This is a genomic window from Neobacillus solisequens, from assembly GCF_051233465.1.
GTDB lineage: Bacteria > Bacillota > Bacilli > Bacillales > Cytobacillaceae > Neobacillus.
Map to the genome: position 1 here is coordinate 234507 of NZ_JBKFGJ010000006.1, position 23908 is coordinate 258414.

At 41.2% G+C, this 23908-nt stretch carries 22 protein-coding genes; 3 read left to right on the forward strand and 19 right to left on the reverse strand.

The features are described 5' to 3' along the window. Nucleotide 1 precedes the first annotated feature (1 nt). Nucleotides 2-1129, forward strand: coding sequence for a carboxynorspermidine decarboxylase (gene nspC, locus ACI3K6_RS08655; protein WP_435554484.1), 1128 nt, complete (start codon nucleotides 2-4; stop codon nucleotides 1127-1129). 116 nt (nucleotides 1130-1245) lie between these two features. On the opposite strand, the gene ACI3K6_RS08660 is transcribed toward nspC, so the two are convergent. The 9 genes from ACI3K6_RS08660 to ACI3K6_RS08700 form a co-directional block, all read right to left on the reverse strand. Next, nucleotides 1246-1500 carry a hypothetical protein gene (locus tag ACI3K6_RS08660; protein WP_435554485.1) on the reverse strand — a complete coding sequence of 85 codons (255 nt, stop codon included), beginning with the start codon at nucleotides 1498-1500 and terminating at the stop codon, nucleotides 1246-1248. Between the two features lie 209 nt (nucleotides 1501-1709). Beyond that, entirely contained in the window at nucleotides 1710-2243 is a 534-nt protein-coding gene (locus tag ACI3K6_RS08665) for a PepSY-associated TM helix domain-containing protein (protein WP_435554486.1), read from the reverse strand. A 42-nt stretch (nucleotides 2244-2285) separates the two neighbouring features. Beyond that, entirely contained in the window at nucleotides 2286-3452 is a 1167-nt protein-coding gene (locus ACI3K6_RS08670; RefSeq protein ID WP_435554487.1) for an ABC transporter permease, read from the reverse strand. Further along, complete coding sequence (locus ACI3K6_RS08675; protein ID WP_435554488.1) at nucleotides 3430-4140, reverse strand: ABC transporter ATP-binding protein; 711 nt, start codon at nucleotides 4138-4140, stop codon at nucleotides 3430-3432. The genes ACI3K6_RS08670 and ACI3K6_RS08675 overlap by 23 nt, the downstream gene beginning before the upstream one ends. Further along, nucleotides 4137-5087, reverse strand: coding sequence for an efflux RND transporter periplasmic adaptor subunit (locus ACI3K6_RS08680; RefSeq protein ID WP_435554489.1), 951 nt, complete (start codon nucleotides 5085-5087; stop codon nucleotides 4137-4139). The genes ACI3K6_RS08675 and ACI3K6_RS08680 overlap by 4 nt, the downstream gene beginning before the upstream one ends. 414 nt (nucleotides 5088-5501) lie before the next feature. Further along, a complete protein-coding gene (locus ACI3K6_RS08685; RefSeq protein WP_435554490.1) occupies nucleotides 5502-6509 on the reverse strand; it encodes a FecCD family ABC transporter permease in 1008 nt (335 codons plus the stop codon). After that, nucleotides 6506-7513 carry a FecCD family ABC transporter permease gene (locus ACI3K6_RS08690; protein ID WP_435554491.1) on the reverse strand — a complete coding sequence of 336 codons (1008 nt, stop codon included), beginning with the start codon at nucleotides 7511-7513 and terminating at the stop codon, nucleotides 6506-6508. The genes ACI3K6_RS08685 and ACI3K6_RS08690 overlap by 4 nt, the downstream gene beginning before the upstream one ends. Before the next feature lie 59 nt (nucleotides 7514-7572). Next, nucleotides 7573-8490: an iron-hydroxamate ABC transporter substrate-binding protein gene (locus ACI3K6_RS08695; protein WP_435554492.1), complete on the reverse strand. Its 918-nt coding sequence runs from the start codon at nucleotides 8488-8490 to the stop codon at nucleotides 7573-7575. Continuing rightward, complete coding sequence (locus ACI3K6_RS08700) at nucleotides 8441-9286, reverse strand: ABC transporter ATP-binding protein (protein WP_435554493.1); 846 nt, start codon at nucleotides 9284-9286, stop codon at nucleotides 8441-8443. Before ACI3K6_RS08700 ends, ACI3K6_RS08695 begins: the two co-directional genes overlap by 50 nt. Before the next feature lie 135 nt (nucleotides 9287-9421). Here ACI3K6_RS08700 and ACI3K6_RS08705 point away from each other — a divergent pair, with 135 nt between their 5' ends. Then, nucleotides 9422-10471, forward strand: coding sequence for an NAD(P)/FAD-dependent oxidoreductase (locus tag ACI3K6_RS08705; RefSeq protein ID WP_435554494.1), 1050 nt, complete (start codon nucleotides 9422-9424; stop codon nucleotides 10469-10471). A 142-nt stretch (nucleotides 10472-10613) separates the two neighbouring features. Beyond that, the gene (locus ACI3K6_RS08710) at nucleotides 10614-10925 is read left to right on the forward strand and encodes a c-type cytochrome (RefSeq protein WP_435554495.1); all 312 of its coding nucleotides are present in this window, start codon (nucleotides 10614-10616) and stop codon (nucleotides 10923-10925) included. Nucleotides 10926-10944: 19 nt separating this feature from the next. Here the strand turns inward: ACI3K6_RS08710 and ACI3K6_RS08715 are convergent, their stop codons facing one another. From ACI3K6_RS08715 to ACI3K6_RS08760, 10 genes are all read right to left on the reverse strand, one after another. Next, entirely contained in the window at nucleotides 10945-12342 is a 1398-nt protein-coding gene (locus ACI3K6_RS08715) for a sigma-54 interaction domain-containing protein (RefSeq protein ID WP_435554496.1), read from the reverse strand. A 139-nt stretch (nucleotides 12343-12481) separates the two neighbouring features. Then, nucleotides 12482-13444: a DUF561 domain-containing protein gene (locus ACI3K6_RS08720; RefSeq protein ID WP_435554497.1), complete on the reverse strand. Its 963-nt coding sequence runs from the start codon at nucleotides 13442-13444 to the stop codon at nucleotides 12482-12484. A 17-nt stretch (nucleotides 13445-13461) separates the two neighbouring features. After that, complete coding sequence (locus ACI3K6_RS08725; protein WP_435554498.1) at nucleotides 13462-14703, reverse strand: L-lactate MFS transporter; 1242 nt, start codon at nucleotides 14701-14703, stop codon at nucleotides 13462-13464. Between the two features lie 31 nt (nucleotides 14704-14734). Further along, nucleotides 14735-16318 (reverse strand): acyl CoA:acetate/3-ketoacid CoA transferase, encoded by a 1584-nt coding sequence (locus ACI3K6_RS08730; protein ID WP_435554499.1) that lies wholly within the window; start codon nucleotides 16316-16318, stop codon nucleotides 14735-14737. Between the two features lie 390 nt (nucleotides 16319-16708). Then, entirely contained in the window at nucleotides 16709-17437 is a 729-nt protein-coding gene (locus ACI3K6_RS08735) for a GntR family transcriptional regulator (protein WP_335481246.1), read from the reverse strand. Between the two features lie 64 nt (nucleotides 17438-17501). Continuing rightward, nucleotides 17502-18284, reverse strand: a complete 783-nt coding sequence (frlD, locus tag ACI3K6_RS08740; protein WP_435554500.1) for a fructoselysine 6-kinase — start codon at nucleotides 18282-18284, stop codon at nucleotides 17502-17504. Between the two features lie 64 nt (nucleotides 18285-18348). Beyond that, the gene (locus tag ACI3K6_RS08745; protein ID WP_435554501.1) at nucleotides 18349-19362 is read right to left on the reverse strand and encodes an SIS domain-containing protein; all 1014 of its coding nucleotides are present in this window, start codon (nucleotides 19360-19362) and stop codon (nucleotides 18349-18351) included. 123 nt (nucleotides 19363-19485) lie between these two features. Beyond that, a complete protein-coding gene (locus ACI3K6_RS08750; protein ID WP_435554502.1) occupies nucleotides 19486-20829 on the reverse strand; it encodes an amino acid permease in 1344 nt (447 codons plus the stop codon). Nucleotides 20830-20844: 15 nt separating this feature from the next. Next, a complete protein-coding gene (locus ACI3K6_RS08755) occupies nucleotides 20845-21672 on the reverse strand; it encodes a TIM barrel protein (protein ID WP_435554503.1) in 828 nt (275 codons plus the stop codon). Between the two features lie 891 nt (nucleotides 21673-22563). Further along, nucleotides 22564-23853 (reverse strand): polysaccharide deacetylase family protein, encoded by a 1290-nt coding sequence (locus tag ACI3K6_RS08760; protein WP_435554504.1) that lies wholly within the window; start codon nucleotides 23851-23853, stop codon nucleotides 22564-22566. Between the last annotated feature and the right edge of the window lie 55 nt (nucleotides 23854-23908).

Genomic DNA, 23908 nt, shown 5'->3' on the forward strand with positions numbered 1-23908 from the left:
AATGCGCTTTGAAGAACTTCCTACACCATGTTATGTCGTTGATGAAGAACTTTTAGAGAAAAATCTTAAAATCCTAAGTGGGGTTATGAACCGTACAGGATGCAAGATTATATTGGCTCAAAAAGCTTTTTCGATGACTTCAATGTATCCGCTAATTGGAAAATATTTAGCAGGAACAACAGCAAGCGGTCTTTATGAGGCACGATTAGGTTACGAGGAAATGGGAAAAGAAACTCACGTCTTTGCCCCAGCTTTCCGTGATGATGAAATCGATGAAATCGTCTCTATCTGTGACCATATTATCTTTAACTCTTTTTCTCAGGTAGAAAAATTCAAAGATAAGGTGCTGCAAGCCGGTAAAAAGGTCGGCTTGCGCATCAATCCTGAATGCTCTACCCAAGATGGGCATGCCATATATGACCCATGTTCACCTGGATCCAGATTCGGTGTGACCTTAGAACAGTTCCGTCCAGAATTGCTTGAAGGCATCTCCGGATTGCATTTCCACACTCTTTGTCAGCAAAACTCTGACGACTTGGCAACAACGCTAAATGCAGTTGAAGAAAAGTTCGGTCAATGGCTGCCGCAAATGGAGTGGATCAATTTTGGCGGTGGGCACCACATCACTAGGGAAGATTATGATATTCCACTATTGGAATCTTGTATCAAAAGAATGCAAGAGAAATACGGTTTAGAGGTCTATCTAGAGCCAGGAGAAGCCGTTGCACTCAATGCAGGATATTTGATAACAACGGTTTTAGATACGATTAAAAATGGAATCGATATTGCCATTCTTGACACCTCTGCATCTTGCCATATGCCTGATGTATTAGAAATGCCTTATCGTCCTCCTCTTTTCGGATCAGGAGAAGTTGGCGAGAAGCCACATCTGTACCGTTTAGGCGGACAAACCTGTATGGCCGGTGATGTGATTGGAGATTATTCCTTCGATCAGCCATTAAAGAGCGGCGATCGCTTGGTTTTTGGCGATATGGCCATCTACACCATGGTTAAAAACACCACTTTCAATGGTATGGGCTTACCTGCCATTGCCGTGAAAAAGAAAGACGGAGATTGTGAGATTGTCCAACAATTTGGCTATGAAGATTTTAAAATGCGACTAGCTTAATATAGTAAAAACCAGATTCATATGCTGAATCTGGTTTTTTGCGCTGTAGGAGATCTACGTGAATGATGGATTTAACTGCATTAATCGCTAGGTTATCCACGCATTTTAAGGATTTATCAACGTGTTTTTGTTCTTTTATCAACAAGTTCCACTTTTTTTGGCACTTTATCAACGTATTTTATCAGTTTATCAACGCAAATCGGCAGGATATCCACACATTTTGAGGATTTTTCAACGTTTTTTGTTCTCTTATCAACAAGTTCCACTTTTTTTGACACTTTATCAACGTATTTTATCAGTTTATCAACGCAAATCGGCAGGATATCCACGCATTTTGAGAATTTATCAACGTGTTTTTGTTCTCTTATCAACAAGTTCCGCTTTTTTTGACACTTTATCAACATATTTTTTCAGTTTATCAACGCAAATCAGTAAGATATCCACGTATTTTACAGATTTATCAACGTGTTTTGTTCATTTATCGACGTCTCTTGTCCACTTATCAACAAGTTCACTTCCCAACTAGAACCAACATATAAAAAAAGAGCTCAACCGACTTGGGTTGGAGCTCTCTGTCTCATTATGCTACTTGAGTTTTTAACTTTTTCCGTTTCTTCTCAGCTGCTAGAATTTTTACAGATAAATAGATGCCTGTCCCGGTTAGGAAGATTAGTGCCACCGCCACTAAATCTATTAACCATGTAACATCTGTGTTCCCAATTCTCCCTTCATGAAGACCTCTAATGATCCCCATTAAAGATTGTGATTGGCCGTTCGTTCCGCCTTGACCCATGCGTCCACCCATGGCAGGGAATTGTCCATTTGTATTTGTCCCCGTTTGGCTGTTAGCATTCTCTTGTGTATTCCCGGTAGTCGTTCCATTTGTAGCAGTGGAAGATCGCCCGTTAGTTTGACCGGATTGGCTGGAGCTATTTGTCGTTCCTTGTTGACCAGGCGGTATCATTTGTCCTGTTGGGAAATTACCTTTTTGTTCCGTCTGTGACTGTCCAATCAGCCACGGCTCATTCATAATCAATCCAGTAATGGACTCCATTAGGATAAATATTGAACAAATCAACCCAATCCATAAGTGAGCGTTTCTAGTTTTCTTCATATTTAATATTCTCCTTTTATTAATATATTTCCAGGCTAGTATTTATTGGTACCTTAGTGCCTGGATAGGATTTAACTTGGAAGCTTTATTAGCAGGGAATACACCGAAAACCACTCCCACCACAAGTGAGAATAAGAATGAAGCCGCTATTACCGTTGTGGAGAAGGATACGGTCAAACTCATAAAGGTGGAAACGAGTTTACCTATTCCCAATCCCGCTAGGACACCGATCAGTCCACCCATTGCACTTAGAACAATGGCCTCAATTAAAAATTGCAAAAGGACATCACGCCGTTTGGCGCCGATTGCTTTCCGAATTCCAATCTCTTTTGTTCGTTCTGTCACCGAGACAAGCATAATATTCATAATTCCGATTCCTCCGACTAACAAGGAAATACTCGCAATTCCTCCAAGCATCATCGTCATTGTGTCACTAACAGAACTCATAGTATCCATGACATCCTGTTGATTCGTTACACCGTAACTATCGGATTTGCCAGGAAACATGCTTGCCAAAGCCAATTTGACCTCGTTCATGACGTAGTCCATTTGTTCTTGACTTTTCCCTTGTAAATAAACCGTGCTAATCGAAGTGCTTCCCACAACACGTTGACCCGTGCTAAGTGGAACAATGATGACATTATCGCCGCTCTGGCCCAAGGAGCTTCCTTTTGATGCCATTACACCTACTACCTTAAAGGACGTGCCATCAATCTGGAGATATTGCCCTACTGGGTTATCTGTGCCAAAAAAGGTTTCTGCTGTACTTGAACCCAAGACCGCGACCTTCTGCCGGTATTCAACATCGAGGTCGGTAATGAATCGGCCTTGGCTAACATTCGCATCCCGGACAGTAGAATAGGCAGCATTCGTGCCTGTTACTTGTACTTGGGAAGAGGTCCTTTCCTTTTTGACATTGACCCGACCGGAAACAATAGGTGCCACCGCTTTTACACCGTCAAGTTTGCTTATTTCACTAATTTTATCCTCGGTTAATTCAACATCTGTGCTATAGGTACTGACCGTTAGAAGGTTAGTTCCTAAATTATTGATCTGGCTTGTTACCGATTTGGTTGAACCTTGTGCAATCGAAACAAGCACGATTACGGAAGCCACCCCAATAATAATTCCCAACATCGTGAGAACTGCCCGCAGCTTATTACTTTTGATACTGCGGAGAGCCATTTTAATGGATTGCGTGATGCCCAAGGAGAACACCTCCATTCTCCAACAACTGACCATCTTGAATACTGACCATTCGTCTTGCTTGTTTCGCGATTCCTAAATCATGGGTAATCAAGATGATGGTATGACCTAACTCGTTTAATTCCTTCATTAATTGCAAAATCTCTTTACTTGTTTTACTATCAAGTGCACCGGTTGGTTCGTCTGCTAACAGGATCGATGGCTGACCAACAAGTGCTCTTGCAATAGCAACCCTTTGCTGCTGCCCCCCCGAAAGCTGAGTAGGCATATGACCTGCCCGTTCCTTTAATCCAACCTTACCAAGACCCTCCAATGCACGGTCACGTCTTTCCTTGGTTGGCATACCAGCATATAACAACGGAAGTTCGACATTCTCCAATGCAGTCAGTTTATTTAATAGGTTGAAGTTTTGAAAAATAAAGCCGATTTTTTGGTTACGAATCACAGCAAGACTATTATCATCCATTTGACCGACATCTTTTCCATCCAGGAGGTATGAACCCTTATCAGGGCGGTCGAGACAGCCAAGCATGTTCATTAGCGTTGACTTCCCTGAACCAGACGGACCAATAATGGCGATGAATTCACCTTTTTGAATTTCCAGAGAAACGTCATTTAACGCATGGACCGTTTCACCGCCAAGCATATAGGTTTTCATGAGATTGTTGATTTTAATCATTGGAGAACTCATTCATTTCCACTCCTTCCACTGGACTGTCCTTGTCCTTGGCTGCCACCACCGCTTGGCGGCATGCCTCCTCCACCATCCATTCCTCTCATCATAAAGCCTTGCGATTGACTTGATGAACTGGATGAAAGCTCTGGTAATTGGACCGTTTCACCTTCTGAAACTCCTTCTGTTATTTCCACATATTCATCATTGGCAATACCTGTTTTAACTGTTTTCTGCTCAGAAGTGCTAGTATTGCCTGAAGTCACTATGACGTATTTTTCATTATTACTTGTGTGTACTGCGTCTACTGGGACATATAAAGCTTGATCTTTACTGTCTGTGAGAATACTTGCTTCCGAACTCATCCCTACCTTTAGGTTTGCTGGGTTATCAATGTGAATGGTGACATCAAACGTTGATGAGCCACTTTCTGAACTTCCTTCGTCTGCAACCGCCGTTACCTTACCGGTATAAGTGGTATCTGGATAAGCACTAATTGTTAAGCTTGCAGTCTGTCCTACTTTAACCTTCGGAATATCCAACTCATCTACCTGAACCACTGTTTGCAAATCGGTATAATTAGTTAGATGTGCTACTGCAAAGCCGCTTGTTACTCGCTCACCTGCTTTTACCGATACAGATGTAATGGTTCCATCAACAGGTGCCGTTATTGGATCACTATCATCCGTGAAAGTAACTAATTCCTCACCTGCTGTAACTTTGTCACCGGCAGCCACTAATACCTCATCAATTTCATTATTGTCTTCTGTTGCCTTAATATCTTCAGAAGTAACCGGCTCAACTGCCCCAGAGCCACTTATTTTAACTTCTAACTTGCCTTTTTGGACCGTAGCCGTTCGAACCTGAGTAGTGGCCTCAGTGCTGCTGGTTTTTGAGTTATAATACTGATAACCAACAAAGCCAATGACAAGAACACTAATGATGATCCAAATCCATCTTTTCATCTATTTTTTAACTCCTTTTCTCCATGGCGTTTTCGGAACTGCCATAGTTCAATTTTGTCCATGTGCCCATTATCGTTTCCTAACCTTAAATTATCCTTAATAAAAAAAGCTCTATTAAACTTGTCTGTTGATTTGCGCTCCAGGTGCTTCGCTTTCCGTGGGCGTTTCGGCGAGCCTCCTCGGCGCTTACGCCTGCGGGGTCTCTCCAGAACCGTACTCCCACAGGACATTGATTTTCTTCCTGGAATTCGCCCACGCACGAAGGAAATGCGTTAGCATTTTCGAGGAGTCTTCACACCTTCCGCTCCAATCAACAGAGTGTAAAAAAATTAACACTGTTCTTTAACACAGCCAATAAAAAAAGGCGCCTGTCACCAAATGAAATTTTCCATTTGGGTGGCAGGCACCTATCGATTATTTTCGAAGCAGCAAGTAGATGAAATAGGGAGCACCGATCAGTGCCGTCATGATTCCTGCGGACACTCCTTCCGGTTGAAGAAGATTTCGACCAATGGTATCTGCAAACAGGAGGAGCCATCCGCCTACCAACATAGCAATAGGGAGAAACAATTGATTTCTTGGACCAATCAGAGCCTTTGCAAAATGAGGCGCCATCAATCCAATAAAGGATATGCCTCCGGCCGCTGAAACGGCAGAGGCTGAAAGAGCCACAGCAGTAAACAGGAGAACTAGCCTTTCTTTTTCCATCTTTAAGCCCACCCCAATGGCAACAGGGTCATTCAAGCTAAGTAGATTTAATCGATTTGCTTTATATAAGGTGAAGGGGATTAAAATAGCTAGCCAGGGGAGGATCGCCCAGATAAACGGCCAGTCTGCACCCCAAATATTTCCGGATAACCATTTAGCAATGAAATCTACCTTTTGGCGTTCAGCAGAAGAAATTATCACAATCATTGCCCCTGATAAGGCCATCGAAAAACCAATCCCAACAAGAACCAATTTATTAGGCTGCAGCCCTAGGCCTTTTTGATAGGCAAAAAGATAAATGAAAACGGCCGTTAAAAGTGCTCCAAAAAACCCTACCGCTGGCAGCATATAGACAAATGAACCTGCATCAATTGGGAAAAACAAGAAGAAAATCGCAATCCCTATCCCTGCCCCGGAATTGATACCGAGGATTCCCGGATCTGCCAGGTCATTTCGGGTTAGTCCCTGCAAAATAGATCCTGAGACAGCTAAGGCCATTCCTGCAAGCAAGGTTACCACAATCCGCGGCATGCGAATAGAAAATAAGACAAAATCCTCTTTAAAGGTTCCATCTCCCATAAGGACAGGCAAAATTCGTTGATAGGATACGGATGAATAGCCTAAACCAAGACTTACGATAATGGTCAATCCTATTAAAACTAGTAGTATACTGATTATTAATCTTTGTTTTCTTAAAATACTTGGATGAATCATAAAAGGGTTTTCCCTCCTTTATGTACAATAAACAGGAAGAATGGCAAACCCAGCATCGAAACAATGGCGTAAACAGGTGTTTCATAGGGGGCATTTATTGTACGCCCCAACATGTCCGCCAACATCATAAACGCAGCACCAAAGATCGCCGACATAGGGAGGACAAAACGATAATCCGTGCCCACGATGATCCTTACGAAATGCGGCACCATCAAACCGATAAAGGCCATATTACCAACCAGCGCAACGGAGGAGCCCGCTAGCAGAACAATTATGATAAACAGCACTGCCTTGATCTGATTAGTCTTCTGCCCTAATCCAACAGCCACCTCTTCATTTAAGCTAAGAATCGTAAGCTGTCTTGCCAGAAAAAAGGAAACAATGATTCCCAAAATAATAAAGGGAACTATCACTTGGAGCTGCTTCCATGTAGTGCCCATCAAACCGCCAGCTGTCCACATGGAGACATCCTTAGATATTTTAAAATAAAGGCCAATTCCTTCTGCAATTCCATATAAAAAGGCAGATACTGCCGCACCCGCAAGTACAATTCTTAACGGTGAGAAACCACCTTTTTTCATGGCACCAATCCCAAATACAAAAATCACACCGACAGCGGCTCCCAAAAAACATGTCAAGGTAATGGCCAAGTATCCGGCTGAAGGTCTAAGCGCCAATATTAGCGCTAGGGCGGCATTGGCCCCGGCTGTTAATCCCAGCAACCCCGGATCTGCCAGTGGGTTTCTAGTCAGACCTTGCATAATCGCCCCGGAGATGGAAAGGGCAGCTCCAACAAAGACCGCAGCTACCTCGCGAGGCAAACGGATTTCCCGAATCATCGTGATGGTATCTGTTTTTACAGTAGAGGTAAGTGACAGCCAAACCTCATTCATACTGGTATCAGCAGCGCCAAATATCATAGCAATCAAAAAGGAGGCAATCAGTACTAATATTCCTACTATGAACTTATACAGCAAAGAAAAGGAGCTTTTTTGTTTTAACATAAGCATCTCATCTTTCTGATAGAAAAGAGGAATTCCTGTTGAGAATCCCTCTTGCTATCCTATTTGTTTAGAAAAGACTTTTTAAAGAAGTCCAGTTGATATTCCAAGGTGATGGGGTCATTAAAGTAGAATTCCTTGGCATTCGCCTCAAAGACATGGTTGTTCTTTACAGCAGGCATATTTTTATAGGTTTCCGTTCCTTGGAAGGATGTATCGCCATCCGCATTTTTACTAAAGATGACATAGTCCCCGGCATAGTCTGATAGCACTTCTGGAGAAATAGCATAATAGCCTGGTTTTAGTGCCATTTCTTTCACTTTTTCCGGCATATTTAATTTCATTTCCTGATATAAAATTTCCGTACCTCGGGCCCAATGGTCACCGAATACGTAAAGCTGCTTGTCAAAGTTTTCAACAACTGAAACTGTTGCATTTTCACCAATTTTTTCTTTAATTTCTTCTCCTGCAGCCTTAGCCTCTGCCTTGAAGTTTTTAACCCACTGTTGGGCCTCTTTTTGTTTGTTTAATAGTTTTCCAATTTCCAAATGTTGTGTTAAATAATCTAGTTTTCCATAAGTAAAGGTGACAGTAGGGGCAATTTCTTTTAATTTATCAACATTTTTTGTATTAGAAAGACCAATAATCAAATCGGGATTTAGTTCAATAATTTTTTCTAAATTATCATCTGTTACTTCCTCAACATTTTTCAATTTGTCAAAGCGCGGATTGGCTTTGGACCAGGAATCCACTCCTACCATATTGACTCCCAAAGACATCACATTACCTGCAAATGATGAAAGAACAATGACTCTCTTCGGATTTGCCGGAACTTCCACAGGTCCATTCTCAGATTGATATGTAATGGTCTTCGATTCATCCGTTTTCTTATCATCCTTTGATGTTTCGGCAGTCTTTCCTCCACAGGCACTAAGAATAAGTACCAGTATAAGCAGGCATGGCATCCATAATTTCTTCATCTTTCTCTTCTCCCTTAATTAAGTTGTATGTGATGCAAATTGGTTTATTGGTTCTGGGGTCCTTTCCGATTTCCGCATCAATCTGAAAAACCTCCCGTAATACTTCTCGATTCATAACCTCTCTGCCCGTACCGGTTTTGACAATTTTTCCAGCTTTTAATGCCACTAGATAATCCGCAAAACGAGCTGCCTGGTTTAGGTCATGCAAGACCATGACGATGGTTCGGCCCTGTTCCTTGTTAAGCTTCTGCAGCAGTTCCAGAACTTCGAGCTGATGTGCCATATCAAGATAGGTTGTCGGCTCGTCTAGGAATATCATTTCTGTTTTTTGGGCGAGAGCCAAGGCAATCCAAACCCGCTGCCTCTGTCCACCAGATAGTGAATCGACTTGATCATATTTATAGGCAGCTGTACCCGTTACCTCCATGGCCCAATTGATCACTTCTATATCCTTTTTGGTCAGCCTACCGAATCCACTTTGATACGGAAAACGTCCATATGACACAAGCTCGCCAACCGTAAGGCCAGCAGCACTTTCCGGCGTTTGCGGCAGAATCGCAAGCTTTTGCGCCAGGCTTTTCGTATCTTCCCTGGTAATACTCACCCCATCAAGAATGATGGAACCGGACTGATGAGAAATAATCCGCGACATCGCTTTTAGAAGGGTCGATTTTCCGCATCCGTTGGGACCGATGATAATGGTTATTTTTTTATCTGGAATTTCAATCGACAAGTCCTTCACAATTGTTCGTTCCCCATAACCTACCTGTAATTGTTCAGTGTATAAACGAACCATTACCATTCCTCCAAAAAAAATGATTTAAAATTACCATTGATAATGATTATCAATATCATTACAATAAGACTATAAAGCTTATTATTTAAAGAGTCAATACTATTTTTTAAGATGAAAGATAAGGAGTCTTAAAACATGAGTGATATTGAATTGTTTGACTTAACGATTATTGGTGGGGGACCGGCCGGCCTTTATTCAGCTTTTTACGGGGGACTTCGGGAAATGAAAACAAAAATCATTGAAGCTCAGCCCGAATTAGGCGGAAAAATTCATGTCTATCCGGAGAAAATCATTTGGGATGTAGGCGGTTTAGTACCGATTACAGGTGCTAAGCTGATTGAGCAACTAAAGGAACAGGCGTTAACCTTTAACCCTGAGGTTATTTTAAATGAAAAGGTCACTTCTATTTCTCGCAGTGACGAAGGATGGTTTGTCTTAAAAGCAGCTTCTAGTACTATTCATTACTCTAAATCTGTGATAATCGCGATTGGCAGCGGAATTTTACAGCCGCTAAAGCTAGCGCTTGAAGGTGCTGATCGCTATGAAGTGACCAACCTGCATTATACGGTCCAATCCATTAAACATTTTAAAGATAAAACAGTTGTGATATCAGGCGGAGGGAATTCAGCCATAGATTGGGCTAACCTTTTAGAGCCAATTGCTGCGAAGGTCTACTTGGTACATAGACGCGATTCACTGTCAGGTCATGAGTCACAGGTGTCACAGCTCTTAAACAGCTCGGCTAATTGTATGTTCAATTCCTCTATTACCAAATTAATCCCATGTCCAAAAGAGCCATCCATTGAATCAGTGGAGGTGACCAATCATCTAACCGAGGACATTACCACGATTCCTGTGGACGATGTCCTGATCCATCATGGATTTGACCGAGATGCTTCGTTACTGGAAGACAGTGAATTGGATATTCCGATGGTTGACGAATTCTATATAAAAGGGAATGCTACTAGTGAAACGGCTATTCCGGGGCTTTATGCTGCAGGTGATATTCTAAAACACGACGGGAAATTGCATTTAATCGCCGGGGCTTTCCAGGACGCCGCCAATGCTGTGAACAAAGCGAAGAAATTTATTGAACCCTTATCTGAAGCATCTGCGATGGTTTCTTCTCATAATGAGGTTTTCTATAACCGGAATAAGGAATTGATTATGAAAATGATTAAATAAATCTTCTTTTACGATATACCAAACCAACATGTGACAAAACCAAAAAACTTGAACTTGAGTTCATTAAAATTTCATGGAGTAATCCTCTCCCTATACAAGTTATTCAGTATATTTAACTTATCTGATAGGAAGGAGGAACACCATGAAAAAATTATGGACAGCATTTCTGTTTACTGCACTCATAACAAGCGGATGTAGTTCAGATGCTGTAAAGGAAGACGATAAAAATAAGGTGGTGTCTGCTGGAGAGAAACCTTACAATAGGTCATGTGCAGGCTGTCATGGCGCTGACTTGACAGGAGGGGCAGGACCTGATATTTCCAAGGTTGGTGGCAAATCCAATGAAAAGGAAATCCTTAAAATTATTAAGGACGGAAAAGGCATGATGCCAGGTGATCTTCTTTCTGATAAAGATTCCAAGGCAGTTGCCAAATGGCTTGCAGATAAGAAGTAACCATTGTAAGGCATACCATTTATTCGGTATGCCTTTTGTCAGTTTGCTCCTTAGAATGAATGATCCCATCCATCTTTTTCAATTTCCGATAAACGGCCGATCGATCCACCTCTAAACGCTTTGCTGCCTCTGTGGCATTTCCATTGCTGGCATCAAGAATGTGTTGGATGTATCTTCCTTCCACTACTGCTGTAAAATCTTTCAGTTTCCAAGAATTTTTCATGTTACTTTTTATAAAATGGTCAATGGTAAACCAGTCTGTAACAGCTTCGTTTGATTGCTGATCCATGTGGGCATGCTCCGTTACGACCAGTCTTTCAATATAATTGCGAAGTTCTCTGGCATTGCCGGGCCAGTCCTGCCAAAGCATTTTTTGAAAATCCTCAGCACTGAGGACATAACTTTTATCATATTTTTGATTAAATTCCGTAATGAAACAAGATATAAGACCCACTAGATCTAACTTTCGATTGCGCAGCGGTGGAATTTGTATTGGAATCACATTGATTCGGTAATATAAATCCTCCCGAAAAACTCCCTGTTTAATCATTTTCCACAAATCCCTGTTGGTAGCGGAAATGACGCGGCAATTCACGGTAATATTACGGACACCGCCGACTCTTCTTACCTCATTATTTTCAATAACCCTGAGTAATTTGGCCTGCATGTCCAATGGCAATTCAGCTATTTCATCTAAAAACAACGTGCCATCGTTGGCTTCTTCGAATATTCCCTTTTTTGCCTCAATGGCGCCTTCAAAAGATCCTTTTTCATAACCAAACAACTCATATTCAAATAATGATGGATGTATCGCGGCACAATTAATCGAAACGAACGGACCTTGGCGATCACTTTTTTGATGGATGTATTTCGCCATCACTTCCTTGCCAGTTCCTGATTCCCCTGAGATTAATACCTTAGTATCATAGGAAGCAATTTGGCTGCAGACCTTCAAAATTTGTTTCATCGCTAAGCTTTCTGCAATAATCCCCGGCTCAGCCTCTATTGGAAGTTCTTCTTTTTTATTATCATTTGAATAAAGTAATTCGTAAGCCTCATCATCCAAATGAATTTTTTCTTTATATTGATTAGATTTCGTTACAACCAGCTGAATATCTCCGACATTATTAAAAATCGGAATGGCAGTGGACTGTACATTAAATCCTCTGCTTGTTTTGATAATCCTCGTAACCCGCTGCTTGCTTTCAATCGCTTCCATCGTAATTGAATGGTTATAATAACCGGCCTTAACCAAGTCTTGAACATTGGCCTTGATTAATTCTTCAAGAGGCATACCTATCGTTAATGCCGTAAATTCATTGGAAATGAGAATATTGCCTTCTTTATCTGTGACAAATAGAGTGGAGGGTAAGTCGTGTATATGTTTATCTACTATAGATTCGTTTGGGCGATTCATATGTAAAACCTCCCTTAAGTTTTTTGCCTATGTAGTATTATAAACGTCATAAATGTGAAAAGCGGTGTCCATATTATGAATCATTTTATACAGAAATAGCCAAACAGGTTTGAAAACTTTCTGCTTGGCTACTTCTCATTTATGATAATACTAATTCTTTTTCTTCTGTAAGGATTACGTTTCCTAGTCGGTTCAAGACTTCTTGAGCTTCGGCAAACATAGTGGTAATCATTTCTTCAACAGTGGTAATCTCATTGCACATACCTGCGATTTGGCCAGCCATGACAGAACCGCGGTCCGTATCACCTTCAAACACAGCTTTTCTAAGTGATCCTAACGTAAGTTCTTCAAGTTGATCACGTGTTGCTTTTTCCTGCTCAAGTCTTAAATATTCCGCAATCATACTGTTTTTAATACTGCGCACTGGAGCACCGGCACTGCGGCCTGTTACAGTCGTACTTGTATCATCCGCTTCCACAACAGCCATTTTAAAGTTGATATGCGTCGGACATTCCACAGTTGTTAAGAATCGGGTTCCCAATTGAACTCCTTGGGCGCCTAAAGCGAAAGCAGCAGCAACTCCGCGGCCGTCGGCAATTCCACCTGCAGCAACAACTGGAATGGAAACAGCACTGGTTACCTGCGGCAGCAATGCCATTGTTGTTGTTTCACCCACATGTCCGCCTGATTCCGTTCCTTCAGCGACTACCGCATCCACCCCAATAGCTTCCATTTTCTTGGCAAGCTTAACAGATGGTACAACCGGAATGACTTTAATACCATTTTCTTTAAGAATTGGCATATAAGGTGCCGGGTTGCCTGCACCGGTTGTCACAATTTTTACGCCTTCTTCAATAAGAACTTGAATAAGTTCTGGAATATTATTCATCATTAACATTAGATTAACAGCAAATGGTTTGTCCGTAATTTCTTTTGTTTTGCGAATTTCTTCTCTTAAACGATCGGCAGAAAGGCCACCTGATCCGATAATCCCTAATCCACCAGCGTTCGCAACAGCTCCAACTAATGGGGCAAAGGCAATTTGAGCCATAGCTCCTTGAAAAATAGGATACTTGATACCTAACAATTTAGTAATACTCATGATAACTTCCTCCTCTATTAAGCAACCTTTGTTGAGGTTGGTGCCGTTGTTTTTTTACTTTCCATTGATTTAAAGATAAATGTTAACGCAAAACCAACTAGTGAGATCACTAAGGCAATATAGAACGCTTTGGTAAACATACCGCCATTTGCAGCTGCCACGCTGTTGGCAATTCTTGGGCCAAAGAAGGCAGCACCTGAGTAACCAATAAACGTAACGCCATAATTAACCCCATAATATTTCATTCCAAATTTCTCACCAACAATAGAAGGGAAAATTCCCATCGTACCGCCGAAGCATAAACCAATTCCAACAATGGCTGCCGCGAAGCCGGCAACAGATGTAGATGATGCAATGATTAGCATCATTACCGCAATGACTAAGTAGATGGCCATTAAACATTTGGTTCGGCCGATTTTATCAGAAACAGCTCCCCAGAATACACGACCAAGACAGTTACTTAGAGAATATAAACTAACATATAATGCAGCTGTTGCAGCAGATAGGCCAAACATGGTCTGTCCAATTACAGAAGCATTGGAGGTAACCATCATTCCGGAAAGAGCACCAATTAAGAACATGCATGCTATTACGTAGAACATTGGTTTTTTGATCATTTGGTTCCAAGGGATATTCACACCGCCCGTTTGAGTACCTTTAACAACTGGAGGAGTCCATCCTTTTGGTGCATATCCAACCGGACAAGCTTTTACTAATAGACCGCATCCCAAAATTATCACTAAGAAGACCATGCCAAGTGTCACTAAAGTTGATTGAACACCGTTGCTAGTAATTAGCGCGTTAGCAATGGGCGCAATGACAATCGTACCGCCGCCATAACCGGCAGTTACAATCCCTGCAGCCATACCGCGTTTATCTGGGAACAGCTTTACTGAGTTTCCGATAGTAGAAGAATATACAATACCTTGGCCAATACCGGTAATGATACCGTAAGTGATGTAAAGCATCCAAGGTGCAGTGGCTAAACCGGATAAAATAAACCCGATCCCAAACATGGACCCTCCCAGGAAGATGGCGGTTCTAGCCCCACCCTTGTCAACTAATTTTCCGCCTAAAATCATAGGAATCGGCGCGATGGCTGCATTGATCGTAAATGCCATCATGATTTCCGGCATGGTTGCATGAAACACCTTTGTTAATGGTAAAGCAAAAATACTAAAGGCATAGACGGCTCCGACACAGATATTAATCAGGGTCGAGGCGATTAAAATTCTCCAGCGATTAAGCTCTATATTCATGTTTTTGTTTCCTCCAAGATTATATACTTTTTTAAACCGTAACTAATTCTTTGCTTCTTTCAGCAATAATGGACTTCAGCTTACCCCAGTTTTCTTGGAACATAGCTGGATCCATTACCTTTAAGTTTGGAGATACAGCTGGAGTAAATTCCATTTGATCGAAAATATGAGTTTGTAAGTCAACTCCCGGCGCTATTTCAGTCAAGGTTACTTTTCCCTCGATTAGTTCAAAAACAGCGCGTTCTGTTACGTACACCACCGGCTGATTGATTTGTGTTGCATAGGCTCCACTGAAGGTAATTTGCTGGACTTTTTTAATAAATTTTTTCGCTTTTCCTTCTTGTATAATGTTCAGCTTTCCATTTTTCACCTGAACCTGAAGGCCGCCTGCTGTAAAGGTACCGGCAAACACTAGTTTTTTCGCAGATTGTGAGATATTAATAAATCCACCGCAGCCTGCTACACGAGTGCCAAACTTACTCACGTTGACATTGCCAAATTCGTCAGTTTGCGCAAGTCCCAGAACGGATAAATCAATACCGCCGCCATCGTAAAAATCAAACTGTGAATCGTGATCCACAATGGCCTCAGAGTTATAGGCATGGCCAAAGTCCTTCAAACCTGCTGGAACACCGCCAATGGATCCTGCTTCTGTCGTAAGAATGAGCTGTTCGCTTACTTCTTCCTCTGCAGCAACAGTACCCACACAAACCGGAATCCCTACACCAAGGTTTAAGACGGTATTTGGCATAAGTTCTGCTGCTGAACGGCGGGCAATTATTTTCCGTTCATCCAACGGCAGTGCATCTATTGAATCAACTGGAACTTTTACATGTCCGGAAAAGGCAGGATTATAATAAGTATTTTCTGTTTGAAAATGGTTTTCAGGCTTTGAAACAACTATATAATCGACTAAAATACCGGGTACCTTGATATCTTTTGGATCTAACGTACCATTTTTCGCAACTGTTTCTACCTGGGCAATCACAATGCCTCCAGAGTTATGAACAGCTTGTGCTATCGGCAGTACTTCCATATGAAGTCCTTCTTTTTCAAGAGTTAAGTTGCCATTTTCATCAGCCACGGTTCCGCGGATTAAGCCCACTTGAATAGGGAAGGACTTATAATACAACCATTCTTCTCCATCTAGCTCCACTACTTTGACAATGTCTTCTTTGGTAGATGCTGACATCTTGCCGCCTTCGACTCGCGGGTCAACAAATGTCCCCATTCCTACTTTAGTAATGACTCCCGGGCGTTTGGCAGCAATCTCTCTATATAATTGGGTGATGACACCTTGCGGCAAGTTATACGCTTCACATTTGTCTTCTTCAATTAATTTGGCCATCCCAGGTGATGCAATGGCGATTCCGCCAATCCATCGTTTGATTAACCCTTCATACCCTAAATGGCTCATTCCTTTATCACGTCTATTTCCAACAGCACTTGAATGCATAACGGTTAGATTTTGCGGATGGCCTGTTTGCAGAAAACGTTCCTCAATGGAAATTCCCATTTCCTCCGCCCAACAAGCTAACCCAAATCCACTCGCAGCAACCGTATCGCCATCTTTGATCAGCTCGGCAGCTTCTTTTGCTGAAATGACTTTTGACATCTCGCTCACTCCTCAGTAGTATGTGAATAATTTCACAAAAATCTATAAATAAAAAAGCAGTAATAAAATGTTTATATAAACTAGTTTGTGAATCTTTTCACTAACATCATAAGCAAGAAAAAAAGACGCGTCAATCAGCCAAGGAGCAGCCACTAAAGGGCTGAGAATACTGTGGTATTTTTGCAACAGCCTTAAAAATACGGAAATAAAGAGGGGGTTACATCAAACTGGCAGGGAAGGTGAGACCATTAACCATTTAAACTCTAGCTTTCATCGTTAACTGCCATCCTATGAAAAAAGTTATGACGTTTTTGTGTTCAAGGTTTGTCGCATTTTTACAACAGTTCTTAACTACCAAATAAAAAGGCTATACCCAAGGAAGGGTATAACCTATTTTGCACGATGAACGGTCAGAGTGACCTTATTTGTTTCACACATAAAGGTAGAAAGGTGAACAGGTTCATCCTTCGTATCAAATGCAATTTTTAAAATTCGAAATAGATTTGCTCCGATATCACATTCCAATAACTTTGCATAATCCTTTGTGGCACTAATAACATCGATGTTCTTATCGTTGCTGACAATTTCTGTATGGTAATTTTCCGACAGAATCTTATAAGTTGATTCATCTGTTGTGATTTTCTTTTCCAAATCAGGGAAGCGAATTAACGAATAGTGAGCGACATCGTAAAATAACGGACGATCATTGACATACATCAGGCGCTCCAACTCTAACACCGGACTTCCTGCCTCAATCTGCAGATGACCCGCAACAACCTCAGAGGCTGGAATGACTTCACTTCTTAAAATTCGGGAGTTGGGAATCATACCAAGCTGGTGGCTGAATTCTGAGAATCCGCTTACAGATAACAGTTCGTTATTGATTTTCTTTGAGGTAACAAAGGTACCTCTGCGGGGAATCCGAGTCAGGGTTCCTTCCTTCACTAATTCCTCAATCGCTTTTCGAATCGTGATTCGGCTCACGTTATAAATTTCACAAAGCTCTGCTTCTGTTGGGATTTGTTCATCCGGCTTGTATTTTCCCTGCTGGATATCATTCATCAGCATTTGTCTAATTTGCATATATAATGGCTGGGGAGTGGATGGATTTAAATTCATTCTTTATTTCATCCTTACTATCAATAGATTATATAATCTATTATACATTGATAGTGAATCTCCGTCACCATGCGCCAAAGTAGCTGATGGTTTTGGCAGCTGTATTTGTGCCACATTCAAGACATTTTTGAATTGGCTGGCCCTGCAATCTCGCATAGATAAATCCGGAAATAAAGGAATCACCAGCGCCCATCGTATCTACCACATTAGCTTCCTGTACTCCAAATTGGTAAAACTGTTCCCCATCATAGGCTAAAGAACCGTTTTCACCTAAGGTTGCCACAGCAATATTTGTACCTCGACTCTTTACATCCTTTAAAAATTGACGGATATAATCGTCATCTTTTGTATAGGAAAAGAACGAATAATCAACTAATGACGGCAAGGTTTGAACTAGACTATGGTCTAATTGATCTGAGAAATCAAAAGAGGTGGTCAGACCCATTTCTCTAAAAGTCGGAAAATACTCTTCTACGTGTCCCCAAATCCCAGCATGTACAAGTTGGTGATTTCCAATGAAGTGAAGCTCTTCATTCGTTAATGAAAAATCAGCCATCACTCCTTCTTCATAATCGCCAAACTTGCGGTCATTATCGACTAATTCTACATACGTAACAGCTGTCTTTCCTTCTTTTTTCGTAAGATGTGATACATCCACGCCCTTTTCCTGAAGTGCATGTATCATGACATCCCCGTATGGATCGGTTCCAACCCAGCCAATATAAGCTGTTTCAGCCCCTAATTCTTTCAAATAAACTGCCACATTCACCGGATTTCCTCCCGGGTAGGCTTTCTTGCTTGCCTGATAGACATCCATACAGTTATCACCGACAGTTACGAACCTCATTTTTAGCCCTTCTTTCATTAGCATAAAGGAATGAGAGCACTACGATGTAGTGCTCGTAATTATTTTAGTATTCAAACTGGCGATAGTATCTTCTAAGGGTTAATGGGTGGTTTCTTTCCTTCTCAAGATGAACGCTGATTCGGCTAAGGACAGACCAATTGATGCTGACAGCAAAGTGTTTTCGGAATTCCTCACTGATGCCTTCCATATCGAAATCCTTTGTATCAATGACTGTTAGCTGCTTTGTAATCTTCTCTGCAAATCTCTCAACACGGTCCATTAATGGTCTTGTTTCATCTTCACCTTTTAGTAAAATAACACTTGTATCTTCCAATACTAATTCCAGCGTACCATGGAAAAACTCAGCAGCGTGAATAGATTTTGCATGAATCCACTGCATCTCTTCCAATATACACATAGCGTATGAATACGTATTGCCCCAAAGGTTACCAGATCCAACCATCATGTGATAATCGGTGTCTTTATGTTTAATCGCAAATTCCTCTGCTTTTTTATCAAATGCTTTTACTGCACTAAGAATGGCTCTTGGAAGTAAGGCCACTTCTTTTGTAAATTGCTCATACTGCGGAAATTCATTGTTGTTATACATGAAACGGAAAACAACCATGTATAGCAGCATAAAGAAGGTATCAAATGAATGGTTTTCAGAGCCCGTTGTGATACAGTAATCGACGATTTGTGTCATTGGTGTGTTTGGCTCAGCCACCAATGCAATGGTTGTAGCTCCTCTTTCTTTACAATATTCTGCCGCAGCTACCGTTTCTTTCGTTGTTCCAGATACAGAGGTAAAGATGCAAACCGAATCTTTACTGAAATGTTTATGGTTCATCACCATAAATTCAGCAGCGATTTCCGCATGTACATCTATAGTTGAATTTGATTTTAAAATATATTCATAAGGATACATCATTGCAATGGTTCCACCTGCTCCGATCAAGAAAATGTTCTTGTATCCCTTTTTACAGATTTCATCGACAAATTGTTCAATTTGCCCTCTAAAGGCAAGACCTTCTTTTTCAACAAGCTTTAGGAATAATTCCTCATCAAACTTTAGCATTGTGTTTTCCTCCTGAAAGTTTATTTGTTATGCCTTGTATTATAACTAAACATTACAAAATATACAATTGTTTTATCATAAATTTTTAAGGAAGTTAGCTGCTAAGAACTAACTTCCTTTCTGTTAAGCTGTTAGATCATGATCATTTCTATTTTTTGATCCGTATTTCTTTTCCCAATAGTAATACACAGGAAGGCCTGTAGCGATTACAATAAAGGCCGCAATCATCCCTTGGATTGGTGCCCAGGTAAAGGTTCCCCAAGCAAGCCAGGAAGCCCCAAGGATGGCCAAAATGGTTGTGATTCTCCACATTGGCATCCGATAAATCGGGTTATAATCCTCCCGTTTACGGCACTTATAAACAGCTGCAAAGTCCAAAATATTAATGACTAATTGAATGAGGGTGAAATACCCTAACAGCGCGGTTAAATTGCTAAAGAATACTAGAATACAGGCATAGGTAACCTGAACAATAATCGAAAAACTAGGTGTTTCATATTTAGGATGAACTTTTGCAAAACGTTGGAAGAACAGACCATCATTCGCCATGGCGTACTCAAGTCTAGGCTGGAACATGATGCAAGAGCTCAAAGATCCCAAAATAACGATAATCGCAGTAATCGCGACAAAGGAAGAAGCCATTCCAGAAAAACCAGGAATATACTTAACCGCATCCGATACTGCTGCACTTGAGTGGATTAATTTTTCAAAAGGCATTAGACCTGTCACGCAAACAGCTAGTAATGTATATAAACCAAGGACGATAAACACAGAACTGATCAGTGCTTTTGGCAGCACTTTTCCTGGATTTTTGAATTCCCCTGCCATAAAACATATGGCTGCCATACCTGTATAGGCCCAGGTTGTGGCGGATACTCCTCCAATTAAACTAGTTTTCACCATGCCTGATGCAGGAGTATAAGAAAAATGCTCTGGATTCATATACATAATGCCCAGTACAATAACAATTAAGAATGGAATAATTTTGATGGCGGTAATCAGAACTTGGAAAAAACCGCCCTCTTTGACACTGCGATAGTGGATGGAAGTAATAATTAAAATAATTGCGACACCTAATAGTTTCCCTGCAATCCCGGAGAAGAATGGGAAAAAGGAAGCAACATAGGACACAATGGCCAATGCCATTATGGAAATGGACGGAGGGTCAAGCGCCCAAAACGTTGCCCATCCATATAGAAAGGCCAATGGCCGCCAGCCTGCTTTATTCAAATAAACATAACCGCTTCCATTTTGGGGATAGGCTGTTGACAGTTCCGCCAATACCATTACCTGTGGAATGGCAATAATGCCCCCGATGATCCATGCAAGAATAGAGATTGTCGGTGTACCAGCAGCTTTCGCTACGTCACCCGATGAAACGAAGATCCCCGAACCGACTGTGGTTCCTACTGCGATTGCCAAAGCCGACCAGAAGCCCAATTTTCTTGTCAGTGTGCCATTACTCATAAGAGTTCCTCCATATCAAGAAGATATAATTCCTAATTCTTTTACTTTATTAACCGATTTCTTGAGGGCCTCATGCGGATTTTGATAATATTGCGAGCCCATAATTTCGAGGGTGAGATACCCATCGTATTGGTTCTTTTGAAGGCTATATAAATACTCCCTCCAATTTAGTGAACCGTCATCGAGTCCAAGATGGGCGTCTGTTTGTCCATCTCCATCAATGAGGTGGAAATGACTAATACCTGACTGGTTGGAAAAATAGTCATCTGGCGTTTCTCCTGCCAATCGCATTGCCACTGTATCAATCATCCCTGTTAATGCAGGAGATTTAATTTCTCCGATCATTTTTTCAAGATCCTTGACACTAACAATCAGATTAGATTCAAACCTGGTTAATGGCTCCAGTGCAAGAGTCAGCCCTTCCTTTTCAGCTACTTTTGTTAGCTGATAGATGGAGTCACTGGCATACTTCCATGAATCCTCACGGGTGACAGAAAAGTCTCCAATACCCGAAGTAATCAGCATCATATTCGTCCCAAGTTCAAGTGCTGCATAAGCATTTTCTATAAAATAATCAATGCTTGCCTTACGTAAATGTGTGTCCGATGCAGCGATATTATATGGATAAACACATTGTTCCGGGGTAAAGCAGACAATATTCATCTCTCTTGTCTTTACTTCTTTTCTGATGTTTCTAATGTTGCCCAAGGCATGACGATAAACATATAAGTGTGGCTCCCCTGCCCACAATTCAATGCTTTTCATTCCTAGTTGATCCATACAATCCAAAAAGGTTTGGAATGGGAAATGCTTAAAAGTGATATTCATTCCGGCTACTTTCAAATTGATTCACCTCCTTTGTGAAAACGCTTTTTTATTTGTTATGCCTTGTATTATATTCTAACAGTACAATAATTTCAATCGTAATTTTTAAAATAATTTATTTATTTTTGAAAATAACTTATTAGGTAACAAAACTACTAAATAAAAAAGGCTATACCCCGTTAGAGGTATAACCTTTTCAAGAAAATGTGTGACTTATTTATATTTAGATATTTTCCCCGATGAGGGTCCTTTTTCTTCTTGCTCGTCCTGGTTTTGTCTTTCATACCCTTGATGAAAGACAGTTTCTTTCTTGCCCGTCCGGGTTTTGGCTTTCATTCCCTCAATGAAAGACAGTTTCTTTCTTGCTCGTCCCGGTTTTGGCTTTCATTCCTTCGATGAATGACAGTTTTCTTCTGGCTCGTCCCGGTCTTGTCTTTCATTCCCTTGATGAATGACAGTTTTCTTCTGGCTCGTACGGGGTTTGTCTTTCACACCCTCAATGAATGACAGTTTTCTTCTGGCTCGTCCGGGTTGGCTTTCACATCCTCGATGAATGACAGCTTTCTTCTGGCTCGTCCGGGTTTTGGCTTTCATACCTCGATGAATGACAGTTCTCTTTTTGCTCGTACGGGTTTTGGCTTTCACACCCTCGATGAAGATGAAGGACAGTATTCTTCTTGCTCGTCCCGATTTTGGCTTTCATACCCTCGATGAATGACAGTTCTCTTTTTGCTCGCACCGGTTTTGGCTTTCACACCCTCGATGAATGACAGTATTCTTCTTGCTCGTCCCGATTTTGGCTTTCACACCCTCGATGAAGGACGGTCAGCCACCGATATAAGTAATTTAGCTTGATTATACCTATAACAAAGGGCACATCTATAACTAGACATGTGCCCCTTTTTCCGATTATTTATATGGATTCGTGTTGAGCAACGTTGCAACATCAACAATTTCGAACCCTTGGCTTTTTAGTTTTTGGATGATAATAGGGACCGCCTTCGCCGTCTCCGTTTTATCATCATCACTATGCATCAGAATGATGTCTCCATTCCTCACATTCTCCAAGACATTGTTTTCAATATGGGTTTGCTCTTTTTGGGACCAATCTAATGTATCAATGGACCAAAGGATGATTTTGTTTTGTTGTTCTTTTGCCACATTGACTACTTTTATATCTGTATCACCATACGGCGGTCTTAAAAGGGCAGGTGATTTGCCGATCACACTTTTAATCGCTGCGGAAGCTCCCATTAAATCTTGCCTAACATCCTCAGCAGTTTCTTTGGTTAGCTCGCGATGGTAAAAACTATGACTTCCAATCACATTTCCGTTATCGTAAGCCATCTTCACAATATCCGGATTTTGTTGAACCTTTTGTCCGATAAAAAAGAAGGTTCCTTTCACATTTTGCTGTTTAAGTGCCTCTATAATTTTTGGTGTATTGATCCTGTCAGGCCCATCGTCAAACGTTAGAGCCACCCGCTTTTTATTCGGACCATTCACAAATACATCATTAGGATACCGTTTTGGAAATGCCAGAATGTCACTACGCCACTGAATCATATTTTTCCAAGCGGAAGCCGTCAAGTTTTCTGAAGTTCCCTTGATCGACAGAATATAATTCTGATTAGGGCTTGAAGTTTGGATTGGGCTATAGACTGCAATATGATCCACTTTTCCCGTCGATTGAGGGATGATCCATTTTAATTGATATTGAGCATTCAGTTTATACGTATATATTTGATCATTTTGATTAGTTGACCTACTTGTTGGGGTTCCCAACTCTTTCTCAATATCTGATAACGTAAATTCTTGAATCGTTGGATCATTGGAACGCACATCAAATATGGTGCCATCTTGATTATAACCAAATACGGCATACCTTTTTGTGTAATTGGCATAATACCCGCCCCCAACCTGGTCCACTTGATTTGGCTCTCCCCAGGCATCTTTTACCTGGGAAATCGTGGAGTGTTGGGCTGCAAAAGGAACGGTATAGGCATGACCAGTTTTAGCTTGGGCTACGAGCTGTTGAACAGAAACAGACGTTTGATTCTGAGATGGTTGTTGATTAGATTCCTGAACTTGTTTTCCGCCATGGTCACTAGGTGAACTTTTCGGTGGCTTGGCCTCTTCCTTTTGCGAGCAACCTGCCAAGAGTAAAATACTCAATATGATTACATAATAAATCCTCATTAGCATCCCCCATATTATTTTCTCCCTGACCCCAGAGAAAATATCTATGAATGTT